Below are 17,106 nucleotides of genomic sequence, written 5' to 3' on the forward strand. Positions count from 1 at the left end.
AGCGTCACCCAGGGGCCCGGGGAGTGGCTCCCCGAACCAGCACAGCACCGAGGTTTTCACGTGCGTGACGCGACCAGCCCCTCCAGGCCCACCACAGCGTCACCCAGGGTCCCGGGGAGTGGCTCCCCGAACCAGCACAGCACCGAGGATTTCACGTGCCAGGACCGGCAGGTCACCCCGCCTGGGGGTCCCCCGGCGTGTAGGTCGCGTTGACGACCTGCCCGTCGGTTCCGGCCTTGCCGAGGTCCTTGCCGTTCACCCAGACATGCGCGGCGCCGCCGTTCCCGAGCACGATCTTCAACTCCTTGGGATCGGTGAAGGTCTGCGACCCGCCCTTCGCGAGGTTGTCCTGGTACACCGTCTTGCCCGTGCTGTCCTTCACCAGGAGCCAGGTGTCAGCCGACTCCGCGCTGATCTTGAGCGTCACCCGGCCGGCCGGGGCCGCCGCGACCGCGCTCGCCGTGGGCACCGCCGGCGGCTTCGAGGCCACGGCACTGGGCGAGGCGGTCGCGGACGGTACGACGGCCGCCTGCGCCAGCGGCGCCCTGCTCTTGCCGCTGGTCAGGTTGAAGCCGATCACCGCGACGACCACCACGATCGCCGCGACCATCGCTCCGGTCCAGTTGGGGCGGCGGCGCTCCGAACGGATCCGCTCAGCCTCGAAGATCGGAACCGGCCGGGCCGCCGCCGGCGACCCGCCGTGGGCGTCGTCGTAGCGGGCGACGAGGACGTCGCCGTCCGTGTCGACCGCCCGGGCGATGGCCCGGATGTGGCCGCGGGCGTAGAAGTCGCCGCCACAGCGGCTGAAGTCGTCGTCCTCGACGGCGTGGATGATGGGCACCCGTACCCGCGTCTGCGCGCTGACCTCTTCGACGGTCAGCTCGGCTGCCAGCCGCGCACGGCCGAGGATCTGTCCGATGGAGGGCTCGACCACGGCGTCCGGGGTGGGCTCCGGGGCCGCCGCGGCGGACTCCTCAGGCGTCTTCCTGCCCGCGGCTGCGCGCCCCCGGGGGCCGTTCTGGGGTCCGTTCTTGGGTCGAGCAGTTCGGCCGGGGTCTCCGGAAGGGGACTTGCCGATGGTCACTATGGCGCCTTTCGAGCGTTGGCCACCTGCTGCTGCGGTTTCGTGTCGAAAACCGGAGGCTTCCAGTCTAGGGGGCGACCCCGAGGGGCCATCAACCCGGATACGCCCGAATGTGCACCCGATCGTCCGGAAGTCGTACGGCCACGCCCGAGCAGTGGTGACGGTTTGTCAGGTCGGCGGGCTACGGCGCGGCTCCCGATCACTGCCCCCGGAGGGTGAGCAGCACCGCGTCCAGCTCGTCCGGCTGGATCAGTACGTCACGCGCCTTGGAGCCCTCGCTGGGTCCGACGATGCCGCGCGACTCCATCAGGTCCATCAGCCGCCCCGCCTTGGCGAAGCCGACCCGGAGCTTGCGCTGCAGCATCGAGGTGGACCCGAACTGGGTGGAGACGACCAGCTCCGCGGCCTGGACCAGCAGGTCCATGTCGTCGCCGATCTCCTCGTCGATCTCCTTCCGGGGGCCGCTGCCCACGGAGACGTCGGCGCGGTACTCGGTCCGCGCCTGGGCCTTGCAGTGGTCCACGACGGCCGCGATCTCCTCCTCCGTCACGAACGCGCCCTGCATCCGGACCGGCTTGCCCGCGCCCATCGGCAGGAACAGCGCGTCGCCCTTGCCGATCAGCTTCTCGGCGCCGGGTTGGTCCAGAATCACCCGGCTGTCGGCCAGCGAGGAGGTGGCGAAGGCGAGTCTGGACGGGACGTTCGCCTTGATCAGACCGGTGACGACGTCCACGCTGGGCCGTTGCGTGGCGAGCACCAGGTGGATTCCCGCGGCACGGGCCAGCTGCGTGATCCGGACGATGGAGTCCTCGACGTCGCGCGGGGCGACCATCATCAGGTCGGCCAGCTCGTCCACGATGACCAGCAAATACGGATACGGCTCCAGGACGCGCTCGCTGCCGAGCGGCGGCTGCGCCTTGCCGGACCGGACCGCGCGGTTGAAGTCGTCGACGTGGCGGAAGCCGAAGGCTGCCAGGTCGTCGTAGCGCAGGTCCATCTCGCGGACCACCCACTGCAGGGCCTCCGCGGCCTTCTTGGGGTTGGTGATGATCGGCGTGATCAGGTGCGGGACACCTTCGTACGCCGTCAGCTCGACCCGCTTGGGGTCGACCAGGACCAGCCGGACCTCATCGGGCGTGGCCCGCATCAGGATGGAGGTGATCAGGCAGTTGATGCAGGAGGACTTGCCCGCGCCGGTGGCCCCGGCCACCAGGATGTGCGGCATCTTCGCCAGGTTGGCGACGCTGGTCTGGCCCTCCACGTCCTTGCCCATGCCGACGATCATCGGGTGGGAGTCGTTGGTGGCGATCGGCGAGCGCAGCAGGTCGCCGAGGTTGACCATCTCCCGGTCGGTGTTGGGGATCTCGATGCCGACGGCGGACTTCCCCGGGATCGGGCTGATGATCCGGACGTCGGGGCTGGCCACGGCGTACGCGATATTGCGGGCGAGGGCCGTGATCCGTTCGACCTTGACGGCCAGTCCGAGCTCGACCTCGTAGCGCGTCACCGTGGGGCCGCGGGTGAAACCGGTGACGGCCGCGTCGACCTTGAACTCGGCGAAGACGTTGGTGAGCGCGGCCACGACGTCGTCGTTGGCCTTGCTGCGGGCCTTGCCGGGGCCACCCCGGGTGAGCAGGTCGGGCGGGGGAAGCTGGTAGGTGCTGTCCGCGGGCAGGCGCAGCTGCTCGGACCGCAGTGGCGGGATGCCTTCGGCGGCCGTCGGCGCAGCGTCCACCTCGGCACCGTCCACCGGGGCTGCGTCCGCCTCGCCCGCTGCGCCCGCTGCCTCCTTGGCGAACGAGACGGAGTCCGACTCGACGGACTCCTCACGGCGGGCGGGCGGTACACCCGGGTCCTCGTACGGCGCGGCCGGCGCGTCGCTCGGCGGCGTCCGGTCCCTGACCCGGTTCAGCACGTCGGCGAGCGTGGCGGACGGCTGGACTCCGTGCAGCACCGCGCCGTCGAGGGCCGCGGCCGCCGCTGCGGCGACGTCGATGGCGTCCAGGCCGCCGGGGGCGCCGGTCTGGTCGGCGGAAGCACCCTGGCGGCGTCGGGGACGGCGACGGCGCGGTGCCGGCGCGCCCTGCTGCTCCAACTGCTCGCGCTTGGCCAGCAGGGCGGCACGCTCGGCGGGAGTGCCGGGCTCGCCCTCGAACTCGGTCACGAAACCGAGTCCGTCGAGGTCGCTGTCCTCGAATCCGTCGTTACCCGGTCCCTGCCCGTGGTCGGGGAGCTGGGGCTCGACCAGGGACAGCCGTTCGCCGAGCAGGCGCAGCCGCTGGGGGATCTGGTTGACCGGTGTCGCGGTGACGACCAGCAGCCCGAAGAAGGTGACCAGAAGCAGCAGCGGCACCGCCAACGCCGGTCCGGCCGCCGCCATCAGCGGTCGGGATGCGGCCAGGCCGATCAGACCGCCCGCTCCCCGGATACGGCTCGCGCCGGCGTGCAGTCCGGGCGCTCCGCAGCCGATGTGCACCAGTCCGAGGATGCCGAAGGTGAGCGCGCCGAGACCGATGACGATCCGTCCGTTGGCCTCCGGCCGCTCCGGATGGCGCATCAGACGGACGGCGATGCCGCCCAGGACTATCGGCACGACCATGGTCAGGCGGCCGAACGCGCCTTTGACCACATTGGTGACGGCGACGCCGAGCCAGCCCTGCGGGTCCGACCAGGAACCGGTGGCGACCAGGAGCGCCAGGGCGATCAGCAGCAGTGCCAGGCCGTCCTTGCGATGCGCGGGGTTCAGCCCCTTGGCGCCGTCACCGACGCCGCGTGCCATCGCCCCGACGCCGTGCGCGAGGCCGAGCCAACTGCCGCGCACCGCACGGTAGGCCATCGGCTTCGGCGGGGCCGGGGGCTTCGCCGCAGTGGCCGCCTTCTTCGCCGGCGCGGTCCTCTTCGCGGCGGGCTTGGCAGCCGCGGCCTTCTTCACCGGGGCCGCCTTCTTCGCCTGTCCGGCGGCAGCTTTCTTCGCCGTCCCCGCACCTCGGGTACGCGAACCGCTTCCGGACATGCGTGTGGCCATGCGGCTCAGGTTACCGGTGGTGGCTCAGGCACAACATGTGCCGCGTCCGGTTGCTCCGGTCGTGTCGGACAGGCCGGACCACCGAGCGAACGCCGCGTCAGTTCGCGGCATCAGTTCACGCCGTCAGTTCACGCCGTTCACGCCGTTCACGCCGTCAGTTCCCCGCGGCCGCGGCCGGGCTGCCGGTACCGGGCTCCAGCGCGTCCAGCGCTCGGCGCAGGCCGGAGAGCTTGCGCTCCAGATGCGTGGCCGTGGCCACGGCACTGGCGTCCGCCGATCCGTCCAACTGCTTGGTCAGGGCCTCGGCCTGCTCCTCGACCGCGGCGAGCCGGGCCGAGAGCTCCGCGAGCAGACCGCCGGCCGGACCGCCGCGCCGTGCGGACTCGCCGATGGCGTTGCCGTTGCCGTTCCCGCCGGCCGCGCCCGAGTCGAGTTGCAGCCGCAGCAACGCCGCCTGCTCCTTGAGCTGACAGTTCTTCATGTACAGCTCGACGAAGACGGAGACCTTGGCCCGCAGCACCCAGGGGTCAAACGGCTTGGAGATGTAGTCGACCGCCCCTGCGGCATAGCCGCGGAAGGTGTGGTGCGGACCGTGGTTGATCGCGGTCAGGAAGATGATGGGAATGTCCCGGGTCCGCTCGCGCCGCTTGATGTGCGCCGCGGTCTCGAACCCGTCCATACCGGGCATCTGGACGTCGAGCAGGATCACCGCGAAGTCGTCGGTGAGCAGAGCCTTCAGTGCTTCCTCGCCGGACGACGCACGCACCAGGGTCTGGTCCAGCGCGGAGAGAATGGCCTCTAGCGCGAGCAGGTTCTCCGGCCGGTCGTCGACCAGGAGGATCTTGGCCTTCTGCACCATGGCCTGCCCTCCTCGCCCCGGAACCGCTCCGGTTGACGTCCCGTAGGACGGCACTCGCGCGCCGCCCGCTCCGGGCACGGTTCCGCCCGTGCCGCCTGTGGTGGTCCCACCGCTGTCTGTCCTGCTGATCCCGGTCGTGCTCGTCACGGTCATGCTAGCCGCACCTCACTGCCCGCCACCCACGCCACCGTCAATCCGCGTCCGGAACTCGGCACCCTGGTGACCCAGTCGATACCGGTAGCAACGCCGAGTGACCCTATCCGGTTCCGTTCCGAAACGGCCACCACCCCTACGAGTGGGTACAGGTCCGGCGGGATCGGGGGACAGGACGGCGGGGACGCACCAGGACCGCGGGTTCCAGACACCTGCCCGATCACAGGTCGGATGACACGTCCCCGGGGCCGGGCGACGCATGCGGCCGGGCTCCGCAGACAGATAGGTCCGAAGACCGCCCGGAACTGGACGGATGTCCAGGCCGGGAGTCTGCGGGCGTCACAGCCGTCCGTCACGCCCGTCCGTCACCGCGACTCGTCGCGCCGCCGCTCCCCACCGCCGCCGCTCACCGCCCGCGGGCGCGCAGCCAGTGCTCCATCACGGCGAGCAGGTGGTCCGTGTCGACCGGCTTGGTCACATGGTCGGAGGCGCCCGCCGCCAGGCTCTTCTCCTTGTCGCCCTTCATCGCCTTCGCGGTCAGCGCGATGATCGGCAGCCCGGTGAACTGCGGCATCCGACGGATGGCCTCGGTCGTGGTGTAGCCGTCCATCTCCGGCATCATGATGTCCATCAGGACCAGCGCCACGTCCTCGTGCTGTTCGAGCACCTCAATCCCCTCGCGCCCGTTCTCCGCGTACAGCACGGTCAGGCCGTACTGCTCCAGCACGCTGGTGAGGGCGAACACATTGCGGATGTCGTCGTCGACGATGAGGACCTTCTCGCCGTCGAAGTAGCCGCCGAACGGTCCCGCCGGGGCGAAGCCGTCGACCGGGGCAGTCACTCCCGCCGCGCCCGACCCGTTGGGCTGGTCCGGCAGCGGCTGCGGGTCGGCCTGGTCGCGCGGGGACTCGGACCAGCGGGCCCGGCCGTTCTGGCGGGCCCCGGTCGGCGGTTGAGCCGGCGTCGGACGGGGCAGCGCCGCCAGGGCCGCCGCCTCGCGCCGGCGTTCCTGTGCTGCCTCCCGCACCTCGTCGGCCCACTGCTGGGCCGGGCTGCCCCCCGCCGCCACGATGCGGCCCCAGGTGTCCGTCAGACCCGCGTCGGCCGCGCCCGCACCGTCCTGACCGGAGTCGAGCGGCAGGTAGAGCGTGAAGGTGCTGCCGCGCTCCAACTCGCTCTCCGAGTGGATCTCACCGCCCAGCAGGCGGGCGATCTCCCTGCTGATGGAGAGCCCGAGGCCGGTGCCGCCGTACTTGCGGCTGGTGGTGCCGTCGGCCTGCTTGAACGCCTCGAAGATCTCCCGGAGCTTGTTCTGCGGGATGCCGATGCCCGTGTCCGTGACCGAGAACGCGATCAGCTGATCGTCCGGGTCGCCGATCGCGCCGGTCTCCAGCAACTGCTCCTGGATGTGCTGCGGAACCGGGTGCTGGGCGTGACCGCCCCCGGCGGGCTGGATCAGCAGCTCGACGGCCCCGGAGTCGGTGAACTTCACGGCATTGGACAGCAGGTTGCGCAACACCTGCTGGAGCCGCTGCTCGTCCGTGTGCAGGGTCACCGGCAGCTCCGGCGAGACCTGCACCGCGAAGTCCAGGCCCTTGTCCGCGGTGAGCGGGCGGAACGTCGCCTCGACGTAGTCGACGAGCTGGACCAGCGCGATCCGGGCCGGGCGGACGTCCATCTTGCCAGCCTCGACCTTGGAGAGGTCCAGGATGTCGTTGATCAGCTGGAGCAGGTCGGAGCCCGCGCCGTGGATGGTCTCGGCGAACTCGACCTGCTTGGGAGAGAGGTTGCCCTCGGCGTTGTCGGTGAGCAGCTTGGCCAGGATCAGCAGCGAGTTGAGCGGCGTGCGCAGCTCGTGCGACATGTTGGCGAGGAACTCCGACTTGTAGCGCGAGGAGAGCGCGAGCTGTTCCGCACGCTCCTCGAGTACCTGGCGCGCCTCCTCGATCTCGGAGTTCTTGATCTCGATGTCGCGGTTCTGGGTGGCCAGCAGCTCCGCCTTCTCCTCCAACTCGGCGTTGGAGCGCTGGAGCTCCTCTTGCCTGGCCTCCAACTCGGCCGAGCGCATCGAGAGTTCGGCGGTGAGCCGCTGCGACTCCAGCAGCAGTCCCTCGGTCTTGGTATTGACCGAGATGGTGTTGACGGTGACGCCGATCATCTCGGCGATCTGGTCGAGGAAGTCCAGGCTGACCTTGTTGAAGTTGTTGAACGAGGCCAGCTCGATGACCCCGAGCAGCCTGCCTTCGAACAGCACCGGCATGACGATGATGTTCACCGGCGCGGCCTCGCCCAGGCCCGAGGCGATCTTGAGGTAGCCGGGGGGCGCGGACTTGAGCAGGATCGGCCTCTTCTCCACCGCCGCCTGCCCGATCAGGGACTCGCCGGGTCGGAAAGTCGTCGGCATGGCGCGGCGCTGGTAGCCGTAGGAGCCGATGAGCCGCAGGATCAGGTCGCTGTCGTCCTCCTCGTCCGGGACCAGGTCCGGCGGACGGCTCGCGGGCTGGGCCAGGAAGAACGCGCCGTGCTGGGCGGAGACGACCGGGGTGAGCTCGCTCATGATCAGGGAGGCGACCGCCTCCAGGTCGCGGCGGCCCTGCATCAGACCGGAGATCCGGGCCAGGTTGGTCTTCAGCCAGTCCTGCTCCTGGTTGGTACGGGTGGTCTCGCGCAGGTTGGCGATCATCTGGTTGATGTTGTCCTTGAGCTCGTCGAGCTCTCCGGACGCGTCCACGTCGATCCGCAGCGACAGGTCGCCCCTGGTCACTGCGGTGGCGACCTGGGCGATGGCGCGCACCTGCCGGGTCAGGTTGCCGGCCAGCTCGTTGACGGACTCGGTGAGGTCCTGCCAGGTTCCGGCGACTCCGGGCACGCGGGCCTGGCCGCCGAGGCGGCCGTCCGTGCCCACCTCGCGGGCGACCCGGGTGACCTCGTCGGCGAACGCCGACAGCTGGTCGACCATCGTGTTGATGGTGGTCTTGAGCTCCAGGATCTCGCCGCGGGCGTCCACGTCGATCTTCTTGGACAGGTCGCCCTTGGCGACGGCCGTCGTCACCTGGGCGATGTTGCGGACCTGCCCGGTGAGGTTGTTGGCCATCTGGTTGACGTTGTCGGTCAGGTCCTTCCAGATTCCGGCCACGCCGGCCACCCGGGCCTGGCCGCCCAGTGTCCCGTCGGTGCCGACCTCGCGGGCGACCCGGGTGACCTCGTCCGCAAACGCCGACAGCTGGTCGACCATCGTGTTGAGGGTGTCGGCGAGGGCAGCGACCTCGCCCTGGGCCTCGATGGTGATCTTCTTGGAGAGGTCGCCGCCGGCGACGGCCGTGGCGACCTGGGCGATGTTGCGTACCTGGAAAGTCAGGTTGCTGGCCATGAAGTTGACGTTCTCGGCCAGGTCGCGCCAGATCCCGGAGACCCCCTTGACCCGGGCCTGGCCGCCGAGGATGCCCTCGGTGCCGACCTCGCGCGCGACGCGGGTCACCTCGTCGGCGAACACGGACAGCTGGTCCACCATGGTGTTGACGGTGGTGACCAGTTCCAGGATCTCGCCCCGGGCCGAGACCGTGATCTTCTTTGACAGGTCGCCGCGTGCCACGGCCGTGGTGACCTCGGCGATGTTGCGGACCTGCCCGGTCAGGTTGTTGGCCATGAAGTTGACGTTGTCGGTCAGGTCCTTCCAGGTGCCCGAGACTCCCGGCACCTCGGCCTGGCCGCCCAGGGTGCCCTCGGTGCCGACCTCGCGGGCGACGCGGGTGACCTCGTCCGCGAACGCGGACAGCTGGTCGACCATGGTGTTCAACGTGGTCTTGAGACCCAGGATCTCGCCGCGGGCGTCCACCGTGATCTTCTGCGACAGGTCGCCGCGCGCCACCGCCATCGCGACCTGCGCGATGTTGCGGACCTGGCCGGTCAGGTTCCCGGCCATGAAGTTGACGTTGTCGGTCAGGTCCCGCCACACCCCCGCCGCGCCGGGCACCATGGCCTGGCCGCCCAGGATGCCGTCCGTGCCGACCTCGCGGGCGACCCTGGTGACCTGCTCGGCGAAGCCGGAGAGCTGGTCGACCATGGTGTTGATGGTGTTCTTCAGCTCCAGGATCTCGCCGCGGGCGTCGACCTCGATGGTCTGCGACAGGTCGCCCCGCGCCACCGCCGTCGTCACCTGGGCGATGTTGCGCACCTGGACGGTGAGGTTGGTCGCCATCAGGTTGACGTTGTCGGTCAGGTCCTTCCAGGTCCCGGCGACGCCGGGAACGGTCGCCTGGCCGCCCAGGCGCCCCTCTGTGCCGACCTCGCGGGCGACCCGGGTCACCTCGGAGGCGAAACCGGAGAGCTGGTCCACCATCGTGTTGACGGTGTTCTTCAACTCCAGCATCTCGCCCGCGACATGGACGGTGACCTTGTTGCTCAGATCACCCTTGGCCACGGCCGTGGTCACCAGCGCGATGTCGCGGACCTGAGCGGTCAGCCGACTCGCCATCATGTTGACGGAGTCGGTGAGGTCCTTCCAGCTGCCGGACACCCCGCGCACCCGCGCCTGGCCGCCCAGCTTGCCCTCGGTGCCGACCTCGATGGCGACCCGGGTGACCTCGTCGGTGAACTCCGAGAGCGACGCGACCAGGCCGTTCACCGTGCGGCCCACCTTGAGGAACTCCCCGCGCAGCGGATGTGTGCCGCCGTCGGGGCCGAGCGCGCGCAGCTCCATCCGCTGGTCCAGGTCACCCTCGGCGATCGAGCCGAGCACCCGGCCGACCTCGGCCATCGGCCGGGCCAGGTCGTCGATCAGGGCGTTGCAGTTGTCGACCGCCGCTCCCCAGGCGCCCTCGCCCGCACCGATCTCCAGCCGCTCCGACAACCGGCCCTCGCGCCCGACGGCCCGTCTGACCCGGGCCAACTCACCGGTGAGGTGCTGGTTGCGCTCAGCGATCTCGTTGAAGACGGCAGCGACCTCAGCCATCACCGAGTCACCGGGGACGGTCATCCGCCGGCGGAAGTTGCCGTCGCGCATGGCGGTCAGCGCGGACAGCAGCTTCCGCAGGTCCGCCGCGTCCGCACCCCGGTTTCGGCGGCCCCTGCCGCTACGGGCTGCTGCCGTTGCTGTCGCCCTGCCTGAATCCACCGGGGTCCCTCCAGAGTTCCCGACCCGCGCCGCCCCGCGCGAATGCCCGGTACGTTGCTCCGGGGTGCGCGCGCGGCGACGCCTGTCCTGTGCTCCACAATCTAGCGACCATCGGGGGTTGCGCGAGGGGTGGCGCAGGGTATCGGCTTGCCGATCGGGCACGGCGACGTGCGCCTGGAAAGTAACCTGACGGCCGTAGGACCGTTGTCCCCAGCACAGGAACAGAGGAGTCACCTCGTGGTCACCGCGCGGGCAACCGCCACGTTCGAGCCGGTCGGCCGCTCCGTGGCGTCCGCACGAGCCTTCGTCCGCGACACCCTGCAGGGCTGGGGGTTTTCCGAGGTTGTGGACGACGCGGTGGTGCTGGCCAGCGAGTTGGTCACCAACGCCGTGGTCCACGCGGGCACCGCCGCCGAGGTGCTCTGCCTGCGCGAGGAGAACTCGGTACGGATCGAGGTCGCCGACCGCTATCCCAAGCGCACCGTCCCGGTCTACGACGGCGCGTACTACGCGCAGGCGGAAGTCGGGGCGGAACGAGCCGGCCGGACCGACGTGATCAGTACCACGATCGGCAGCCCCCGGGACGGCCGTTCCTATGAGACCGGCCGAGCGGATCTCGAACGGGAGGGCGGCCGCGGGTTGCTGCTGTGCGCGGCGCTCGCCTCACGCTGGGGCGTCGACTACGTACCGACCCACAAATGCGTCTGGTTCCAGCTCGACCTCCCGGCACGGGCGGCCGGAACCCGCTTCGCCGGCCCGGTCACCCCCGACAGCCTGCTGCCCCCCGCCGAGTCCACCGTCCGAGTCGCCGTCCTCCAGGTCGACGCCGACGGCGTGGTCACGGCCTGGAACCGGGACGCCGAGGCTCTGTTCCAGCTGGCTGCCACGCAGACCGTCGGCAAGCCGCTGAGCTGCTACGCCGCCTGGCCGCAGACGCCCGGCACGGGCCTGGGCCTGGACGAGGCCCTGCGGCTGTCCCGCTGGGAGGGCAGCTACGGGCTGCGCTGCGGCGACGGCAGGACCATGCCTGTCTACGGGGCCCACTTGCGCGTGCGCGACAGCGGGGGCGTGGCCTCGACCGTCTGCCTGCTGGTTCGCGACCAGGAACGCGCCGTCCTGCAGTCCCCCTTCCGGGGCCAGCCCGCCGACGGCACGGGGGTCGGCGGCCACCTGGACGGCCAGGGCCCCGGCGGCCACGGCGGACCCCAGTCGTTCGACGCCTTCATCGGCTCACCGGCCCCCGACGACCTCGACGGGCTGCTGCAACGCACCGTCGAACGCGCCCGCGACATGCTCGACGGTGACGCCGCGTACCTGCTGCTGGCCACCGACGACGAGACCGAGCTCGAAGTACGGGCCAGCTGCGGGCTGCCCTCGGGACGCCAGCGCTTCGCCCGGGTCCCGGTCGAGGCGGGCACCGGCCGCTACGGCTCCGCCCGGCTGCCCGCCGTCCACGACGACCTCACCGGGCAGCCCGGCGCGATGCCCCTGCTCTCCGGCACCGGCCTGCGCTCCGTGGTGACCGTGCCGCTCAAGGTCGAGGGACGGCTCACCGGATCGCTGGGCGTCGCGGCGCAGGCGGCCGGCCAGTATCGCAACGAGGACGCGCTCAGGCTGCAGTTCGCCGCCGACCGGATCGCCCTGGCAGTGGAGAGCGCGCGGCTCACCGAGCTGGAGCGGCTGCGCAGAGGCTCGCTGTCCTTCCTGGTCGAGGCGTCGGACCTGCTCGCGGGGACGCTGGAACGGGACCAAACCCTCGCGCTGATGGCGCAGATGACCGTCCCCACGCTCGCCGCCTGGTGCGCCGTCTACACCATCTCCGACCAGTCCGCGCCCGAGCTGGCCTTCGTCCTGCACGAGGACGAGGACCAGATCGACGGGCTCCGCGACCTGCTAGCGCAGATCCCACCGCCGGAACCGCTCAACCTGCCGGGCGCGCGCAATTGGCGTGCCCCCGCCGCAGCCGCCCACGAGGCCGCCATGCGCGTCTCCCTGCGCAGTCTCGGCCGGCAGGGAACGACCCGCCCGACCCCCGGTTCGGGTCCGGCGACCGCACTGGCCACCGCCGTCACCGTCGGCGGCGAGACCGTGGTGCTGCCGCTCGTCGCCCGCAACCGCGTGATCGGGATGCTGACCCTCGGGAAGGCCGCCGACGAGAAGTTCCGCCGCGAGATCCTGGAACTCGCCGAGGACCTCTCCCGCCGTGCGGCTCTGGCCCTCGACAACGCCCGGCTGTACTCGGAGCGCACTGCCATCAGCCGCGCCCTGCAGCGCAGCCTGCTGCCGCCGGACCTCCCCAAGATCCCCGGCGTCGAGGTCGAGGTGATCTACCGCGCGGCGGGCGAGGGAAACGAGGTCGGCGGCGACTTCTACGACGTTTTCACCATCCGCGAGGGGACGTACGGCTTCGCCATCGGCGACGTCTGCGGCACCGGCCCCGAGGCGGCCTCCGTCACCGGCCTCGCCCGGCACTCGCTGCGGTTGCTCGCCCGCGAGGGTCTGTCGGCGCCCGAGGTGCTCAAGCGGCTCAACGCCGCGATCCTCGACGAGGGTGCGCGCAGCCGCTTCCTCACCCTGCTCTACGGCGAGATGACGCCACGTCAGGACGGAACGGTGGAGCTGCGCTCGGTCTGCGCGGGACATCCGCTGCCGCTCCGCCTCAGCCCCGACGGCACGGTCACGCCGGCTGCCGAGCCACAGCCTCTGCTCGGCGTGATCGAGGACCTGGAACTCACCGAGGAGCTCTTCGTCCTGGATCCGGGCGACGTCCTGCTGTGCGTCACCGACGGCATCACCGAGCGTCGGGAGGGGTCGCGGATGCTGGGCGACGACGGCCTGGCAGACGTCCTCGCGGGCTGTACCGGGCTCACCGCAGGCGCGGTGGCCGCCCGGGTACTGCGCGCGGTCGAGCGCTTCGCGCCGGAACCCGCCTCCGACGACATGGCGATCCTCGCCCTGCGCGTCCCGGCACAGCGCGGGCCCTCGGGCAGCTGAACGCCCGCTCTGCGGTATCTCGGCTGAACTACCTCGGCGATCGGCCCCTGTCCCGCCGCTTTCGCAAGTGGTCGATAAATCTATGATTACGGAAGGTTGACACGCCGTCACTGTCGGGTACGGATCAGGTGGCAGGAAAACGCGGTCGACCTCCCTTCGCCTCATCGTTCGCCCGGGCAACGGCGCCCGAACGCGCACGGGGGCAGCACTCAACGTCGCTGCCGACGATCGTCAGCACCCCACAGCAGCACCAGTGAAAGGAGCCCCCGTGAGCAACGAAGCCGCGGTGGCACAGCATGCCCGCACCACCTCTCCGATACCCCTGGGATCCGCAGCCGGCCCGCTCGGCTACCTCGCCCTCGGACTCACCCTCCTCGCCTTCGGCCTCCTCGGCACCGGCGTCCTGAGCGGCGCGGGCGTCAAGGACGCGGGGTCCCTGGCGCTCTTCGTGGGCGGTCTCACCCTGTTCATCGCCGGACTGCTGGAGTTCCGCGGCGGCAGCGCCGCCACCGGAACCGCCTTCGCGGGCCTCGGAGCCTTCTGGGTCGCCTGGGCCCAGGCAGCCCCTTCTGGGAAGGACGCCGCCGGTCTCTTCCTCATCCTCTGGGCGCTGCTGGCCCTCAGCCTCACCGCCGCCCACTGGCTCGGCGGCACCCTGGTGCGCGGGGTGTACGCCCTGTTCACCATCGCCCTGGTGCTGCTGGCGGTCGGCACCCTGGCCGGTAACGACACCCTCGGCAAGGTCGCGGGCTGGGTGGCGGCGGCCGCCGGAGTACTGGCCTGGTACAGCGCCACCTCAGCACTGGCCGGGGGTTCCTGGGGCCGAGTCGGGCTCCCGGTCCGCTGACCGCAGGTTGCGGGCAGCACGTGGGTGATGGGTCGGGCGTCCCGTGGGGGGATGCCCGACCCATCCGGCTGTCCGGACCGCCCTCGGCTACACCTGCACGGATATCGGCTCGGTCTCGTCCGTGACGGCCGCGGGCTCCGCCGCCCGCCGCAGCCGCCGGCGCACGAGCACCCGCGCGAACACCCACTGGGCCAGGTACGACAGCAGCAGCAGGGCGACGGCTGCGACCCCGTCCAGCCAGAAGTGGTTCGCGGTCAACAGCACGACGGCGACGGTCAGCACCGGATGCACGAGGACCAGCCAGCGCCAACGGCTGGGGCTGGTCCGGATCACCGCGACCGCGACCAGCACACACCAGGCCACATGCACCGACGGCATCGCGGAGTACGAATCGGCCTGCAGCCCACCGATCGTCTCCCCGTACACCGACTGTCCGTACTGAACCCCCGTGTCCACCAGGCCGGTTCCGGCAAGCAGGCGAGGCGGCGCGACCGGTATCAGCTGGACGATCAGCGAGGCGGCGGTGACCAGGACGAGGGTCGTCCGCACCCACGGATACGCGTGCCGGTGCCTGAGGAACACCCACGCCAGCAGCGTCGTCATGGCGCCGAAGTGCATGACGGCGTAGTAGTAGTTGGCCCCCTGCACCAGCAGAGGGTGCGGGAGCACCCACTGCTGCATGGAGTACTCGTTGGGCAGCCCGAGTCTTCGCTCCATGTCCCAGAGCCACTGACCACGCGCCATCGCGCCGTCGGTGCCCATCACCGACAACTGTCCGGCGAACTGCCACACGGCGAAGAGCCCCAGTACCGTCGCGGTCTCACGCAGGACCAGCGCGGCCGCGGGCCGCCCGCTTCGGCGGACCAGGACGGACGCGGCGAACGCCGTCGCGCCGACGACCCCTGCCGACTGCCAGGACAGCGTGAGGTTCTGCATGGTCACCGCCCTCTCCCCGTGTAGGCCACACCGTAACCGCCTGCACCGACAGTCCGCAGCGCGGGGTCGCGGGACGGCCAGTGATCAGCCGCGCGGGGTTTTCGGCAGGCTGTTCGCCAGGGGATGTCTGATAAGCAGGCCGGCCTCGACCGTGGTCTCGCCCAGCGCCGCGTAGGTGTGCCGGCCGTCCGAGACCCAGGAGGCGTGCTCTCCGGCCCTCACGACCAGCGGCGCATCCACCGGACCCACCTGCGCCGTTCCGGTGAACACCGTCAGGTACTCGACCACCCCCGCCGCGTGCGCCGGTGAGGTCTGCACCGGACCGGGACGGATGCTCAGCCGGTAGAGCTCCGTGCTCACGCCGCCGTCCTCGAACACCTCGAGCAGCGTGGCCGAAACGGCCTCCCCGTGCACCACCGGCACGGCGTTTCGGCCGTCACGCGGAGCCGAAAGCAGCGTCGCCAGTGGCACGCCCAACTGGCCGGCGATGGCGTAGAGCGTTTCCGCCGTCGGATTGCGGGTGCCCGTCTCCAACCCGGAGAGGGTGGCCTTGCCGATGGCGGCACGGCGCGCCAACTCCGAGAGACTGAGCCCTCTTTCGCCCCTCAGCCGGCGGATCCGCCGACCCGTCTCGGCGGCGGCGCTGCTCGTCCATGCCTGATCCATGGCGTCAAGTATTCCCCTTGGCCTATCGTTCCATAAACGGAACGATAGGCCGGCACCATACGACGGCACCCGGCGGCAAGGGACAGCATGGCAACCAGAGACCCCAGCACCGAGGCCCCAGTCCGGCAGGCGCCTGGCGCGCCTCACCGCGGCCTGGGGCAACCCCTCACTGCAGGACTGGTCACTGCCGTCGTCGGCTTCGCCAGCTCCTTCGTCCTCGTCCTCGCCGGCCTTCGCGCCGTCGGCGCCGACCAGCACCAGGCCGTTTCCGGCCTGCTGCTGCTCTGCCTCGCCATGGGCGGACTCGCGATCGGGCTGGGACTGCGCTACCGCCAGCCCATCAGCATCGCCTGGTCCACCCCCGGTGCCGCGCTGCTCCTCAGCGCCGGACACCAGAGCGGCGGCTACCGCAGCGCCATCGGCGCGTTCATGATCAGCGGGCTGCTGATCAGCCTGACTGGCCTCTGGTCACGGCTCGGCCGCTGGGTCGTCACGATCCCCGCGCCCCTCGCCACCGCGCTCCTCGCCGGCGTGCTGCTCCCCCTCTGCCTCGCCCCGGTCCGAGCGGCCGTCCAACTCCCCACCCTGGCCCTGCCCGTGATCGCCGTCTGGCTCCTGCTCACCCGCTTCGCCCGGCGCTGGGCCACCCCTGGCGCCCTGGCCATGACCGTCTGCCTGCTTCTCCTGCGCCACTCCGGCTCAGCGGGCTCCGCCACGGGGCTGCTGCCCAGCGTGACCCTCACGACCCCGGCCCTCACCCTGGGCTCCCTCGCCGGTATCGCGATCCCGCTCTACGTGATCACGATGGCCGCACAGAACGTCCCCGGCATCGCCGTACTCACCCACTTCGGCTACCGGCCGCCCACCCGGGCCGTGCTCCTCAGCACTGGACTCACCACCGCACTCGCCGCCCCCGGCGGCGCCTACATGGTCAATCTGGCCGCAATCACCGCCGCCCTCTCGGCCGGCCCCGATGCCCACCCGGAGCGCGGACGCCGCTGGATCGCCTCAGTCACTGCAGGGGCGGTCTACATTTTCTTCGGCCTCACCGCCGGGCTATCTGCAGCGCTGCTTGCCACGGCTCCCCCGCTCCTCGTCGAGGCGGTCGCCGGCCTGGCCCTGCTCGGCACCCTTGGCTCCGCCCTCGCCGCGGCCCTCACCCGGGAAGCCGGACGCGAGTCGGCCGTCATCGCCTTCGTCGTCACCGCATCGGGCGTCTCCGTGTTCGGCATCGGCTCCCCATTCTGGGGGCTTGTCGCCGGCCTTGCCGCCTACGTCCTCCTTCCCCACGCCACTCCGCCTGCGCCCGCACCGACGCAGCCCGCGACCGAGGCGGAACGCAGTTAAGCCCCCTGACCGGTGGTCAGGGGGCTTACTGTCAATGGTTGTTCGGCGGCGTCCTACTCTCCCACAGGGTCCCCCCTGCAGT

9 protein-coding genes are annotated in these 17,106 nt (G+C 71.0%); 3 read left to right on the forward strand and 6 right to left on the reverse strand.

What is annotated here, in order from left to right; all coding sequences use genetic code 11:
• Positions 1 to 172: 172 nt before the first annotated feature.
• The 4 genes from ABIA33_RS37210 to ABIA33_RS37225 form a co-directional block, all read right to left on the reverse strand.
• Entirely contained in the window at positions 173 to 934 is a 762-nt protein-coding gene (locus ABIA33_RS37210; protein WP_370088493.1) for a helix-turn-helix domain-containing protein, read from the reverse strand.
• A gap of 349 nt (positions 935 to 1,283) precedes the next feature.
• Complete coding sequence (locus tag ABIA33_RS37215) at positions 1,284 to 4,109, reverse strand: DNA translocase FtsK (RefSeq protein WP_370088495.1); 2,826 nt, start codon at positions 4,107 to 4,109, stop codon at positions 1,284 to 1,286.
• Between the two features lie 154 nt (positions 4,110 to 4,263).
• The gene (locus ABIA33_RS37220) at positions 4,264 to 4,968 is read right to left on the reverse strand and encodes a two-component system response regulator (protein ID WP_370088497.1); all 705 of its coding nucleotides are present in this window, start codon (positions 4,966 to 4,968) and stop codon (positions 4,264 to 4,266) included.
• A 559-nt stretch (positions 4,969 to 5,527) separates the two neighbouring features.
• Positions 5,528 to 10,123: a HAMP domain-containing protein gene (locus ABIA33_RS37225; protein ID WP_370088507.1), complete on the reverse strand. Its 4,596-nt coding sequence runs from the start codon at positions 10,121 to 10,123 to the stop codon at positions 5,528 to 5,530.
• A gap of 348 nt (positions 10,124 to 10,471) precedes the next feature.
• Between ABIA33_RS37225 and ABIA33_RS37230 the strand changes: the two genes are divergently transcribed.
• On the forward strand, positions 10,472 to 13,228 hold the full coding sequence (locus ABIA33_RS37230; RefSeq protein ID WP_370088499.1) for a SpoIIE family protein phosphatase: 2,757 nt from the start codon (positions 10,472 to 10,474) through the stop codon (positions 13,226 to 13,228).
• A gap of 268 nt (positions 13,229 to 13,496) precedes the next feature.
• On the forward strand, positions 13,497 to 14,075 hold the full coding sequence (locus tag ABIA33_RS37235; protein WP_370088501.1) for an acetate uptake transporter: 579 nt from the start codon (positions 13,497 to 13,499) through the stop codon (positions 14,073 to 14,075).
• 87 nt (positions 14,076 to 14,162) lie between these two features.
• Here the strand turns inward: ABIA33_RS37235 and ABIA33_RS37240 are convergent, their stop codons facing one another.
• Both ABIA33_RS37240 and ABIA33_RS37245 read right to left on the reverse strand, forming a co-directional pair.
• Positions 14,163 to 15,011, reverse strand: coding sequence for a phosphatase PAP2 family protein (locus tag ABIA33_RS37240; RefSeq protein WP_370088509.1), 849 nt, complete (start codon positions 15,009 to 15,011; stop codon positions 14,163 to 14,165).
• An 84-nt stretch (positions 15,012 to 15,095) separates the two neighbouring features.
• Positions 15,096 to 15,677: a helix-turn-helix domain-containing protein gene (locus tag ABIA33_RS37245; RefSeq protein ID WP_370088503.1), complete on the reverse strand. Its 582-nt coding sequence runs from the start codon at positions 15,675 to 15,677 to the stop codon at positions 15,096 to 15,098.
• An 87-nt stretch (positions 15,678 to 15,764) separates the two neighbouring features.
• Here ABIA33_RS37245 and ABIA33_RS37250 point away from each other — a divergent pair, with 87 nt between their 5' ends.
• Positions 15,765 to 17,024, forward strand: coding sequence for a benzoate/H(+) symporter BenE family transporter (locus ABIA33_RS37250; RefSeq protein WP_370088505.1), 1,260 nt, complete (start codon positions 15,765 to 15,767; stop codon positions 17,022 to 17,024).
• Positions 17,025 to 17,106 lie beyond the last annotated feature (82 nt).

This window comes from Streptacidiphilus sp. MAP12-16 (genome assembly GCF_041262165.1).
In the GTDB taxonomy this organism is placed as follows: Bacteria; Actinomycetota; Actinomycetes; order Streptomycetales; family Streptomycetaceae; genus Streptacidiphilus.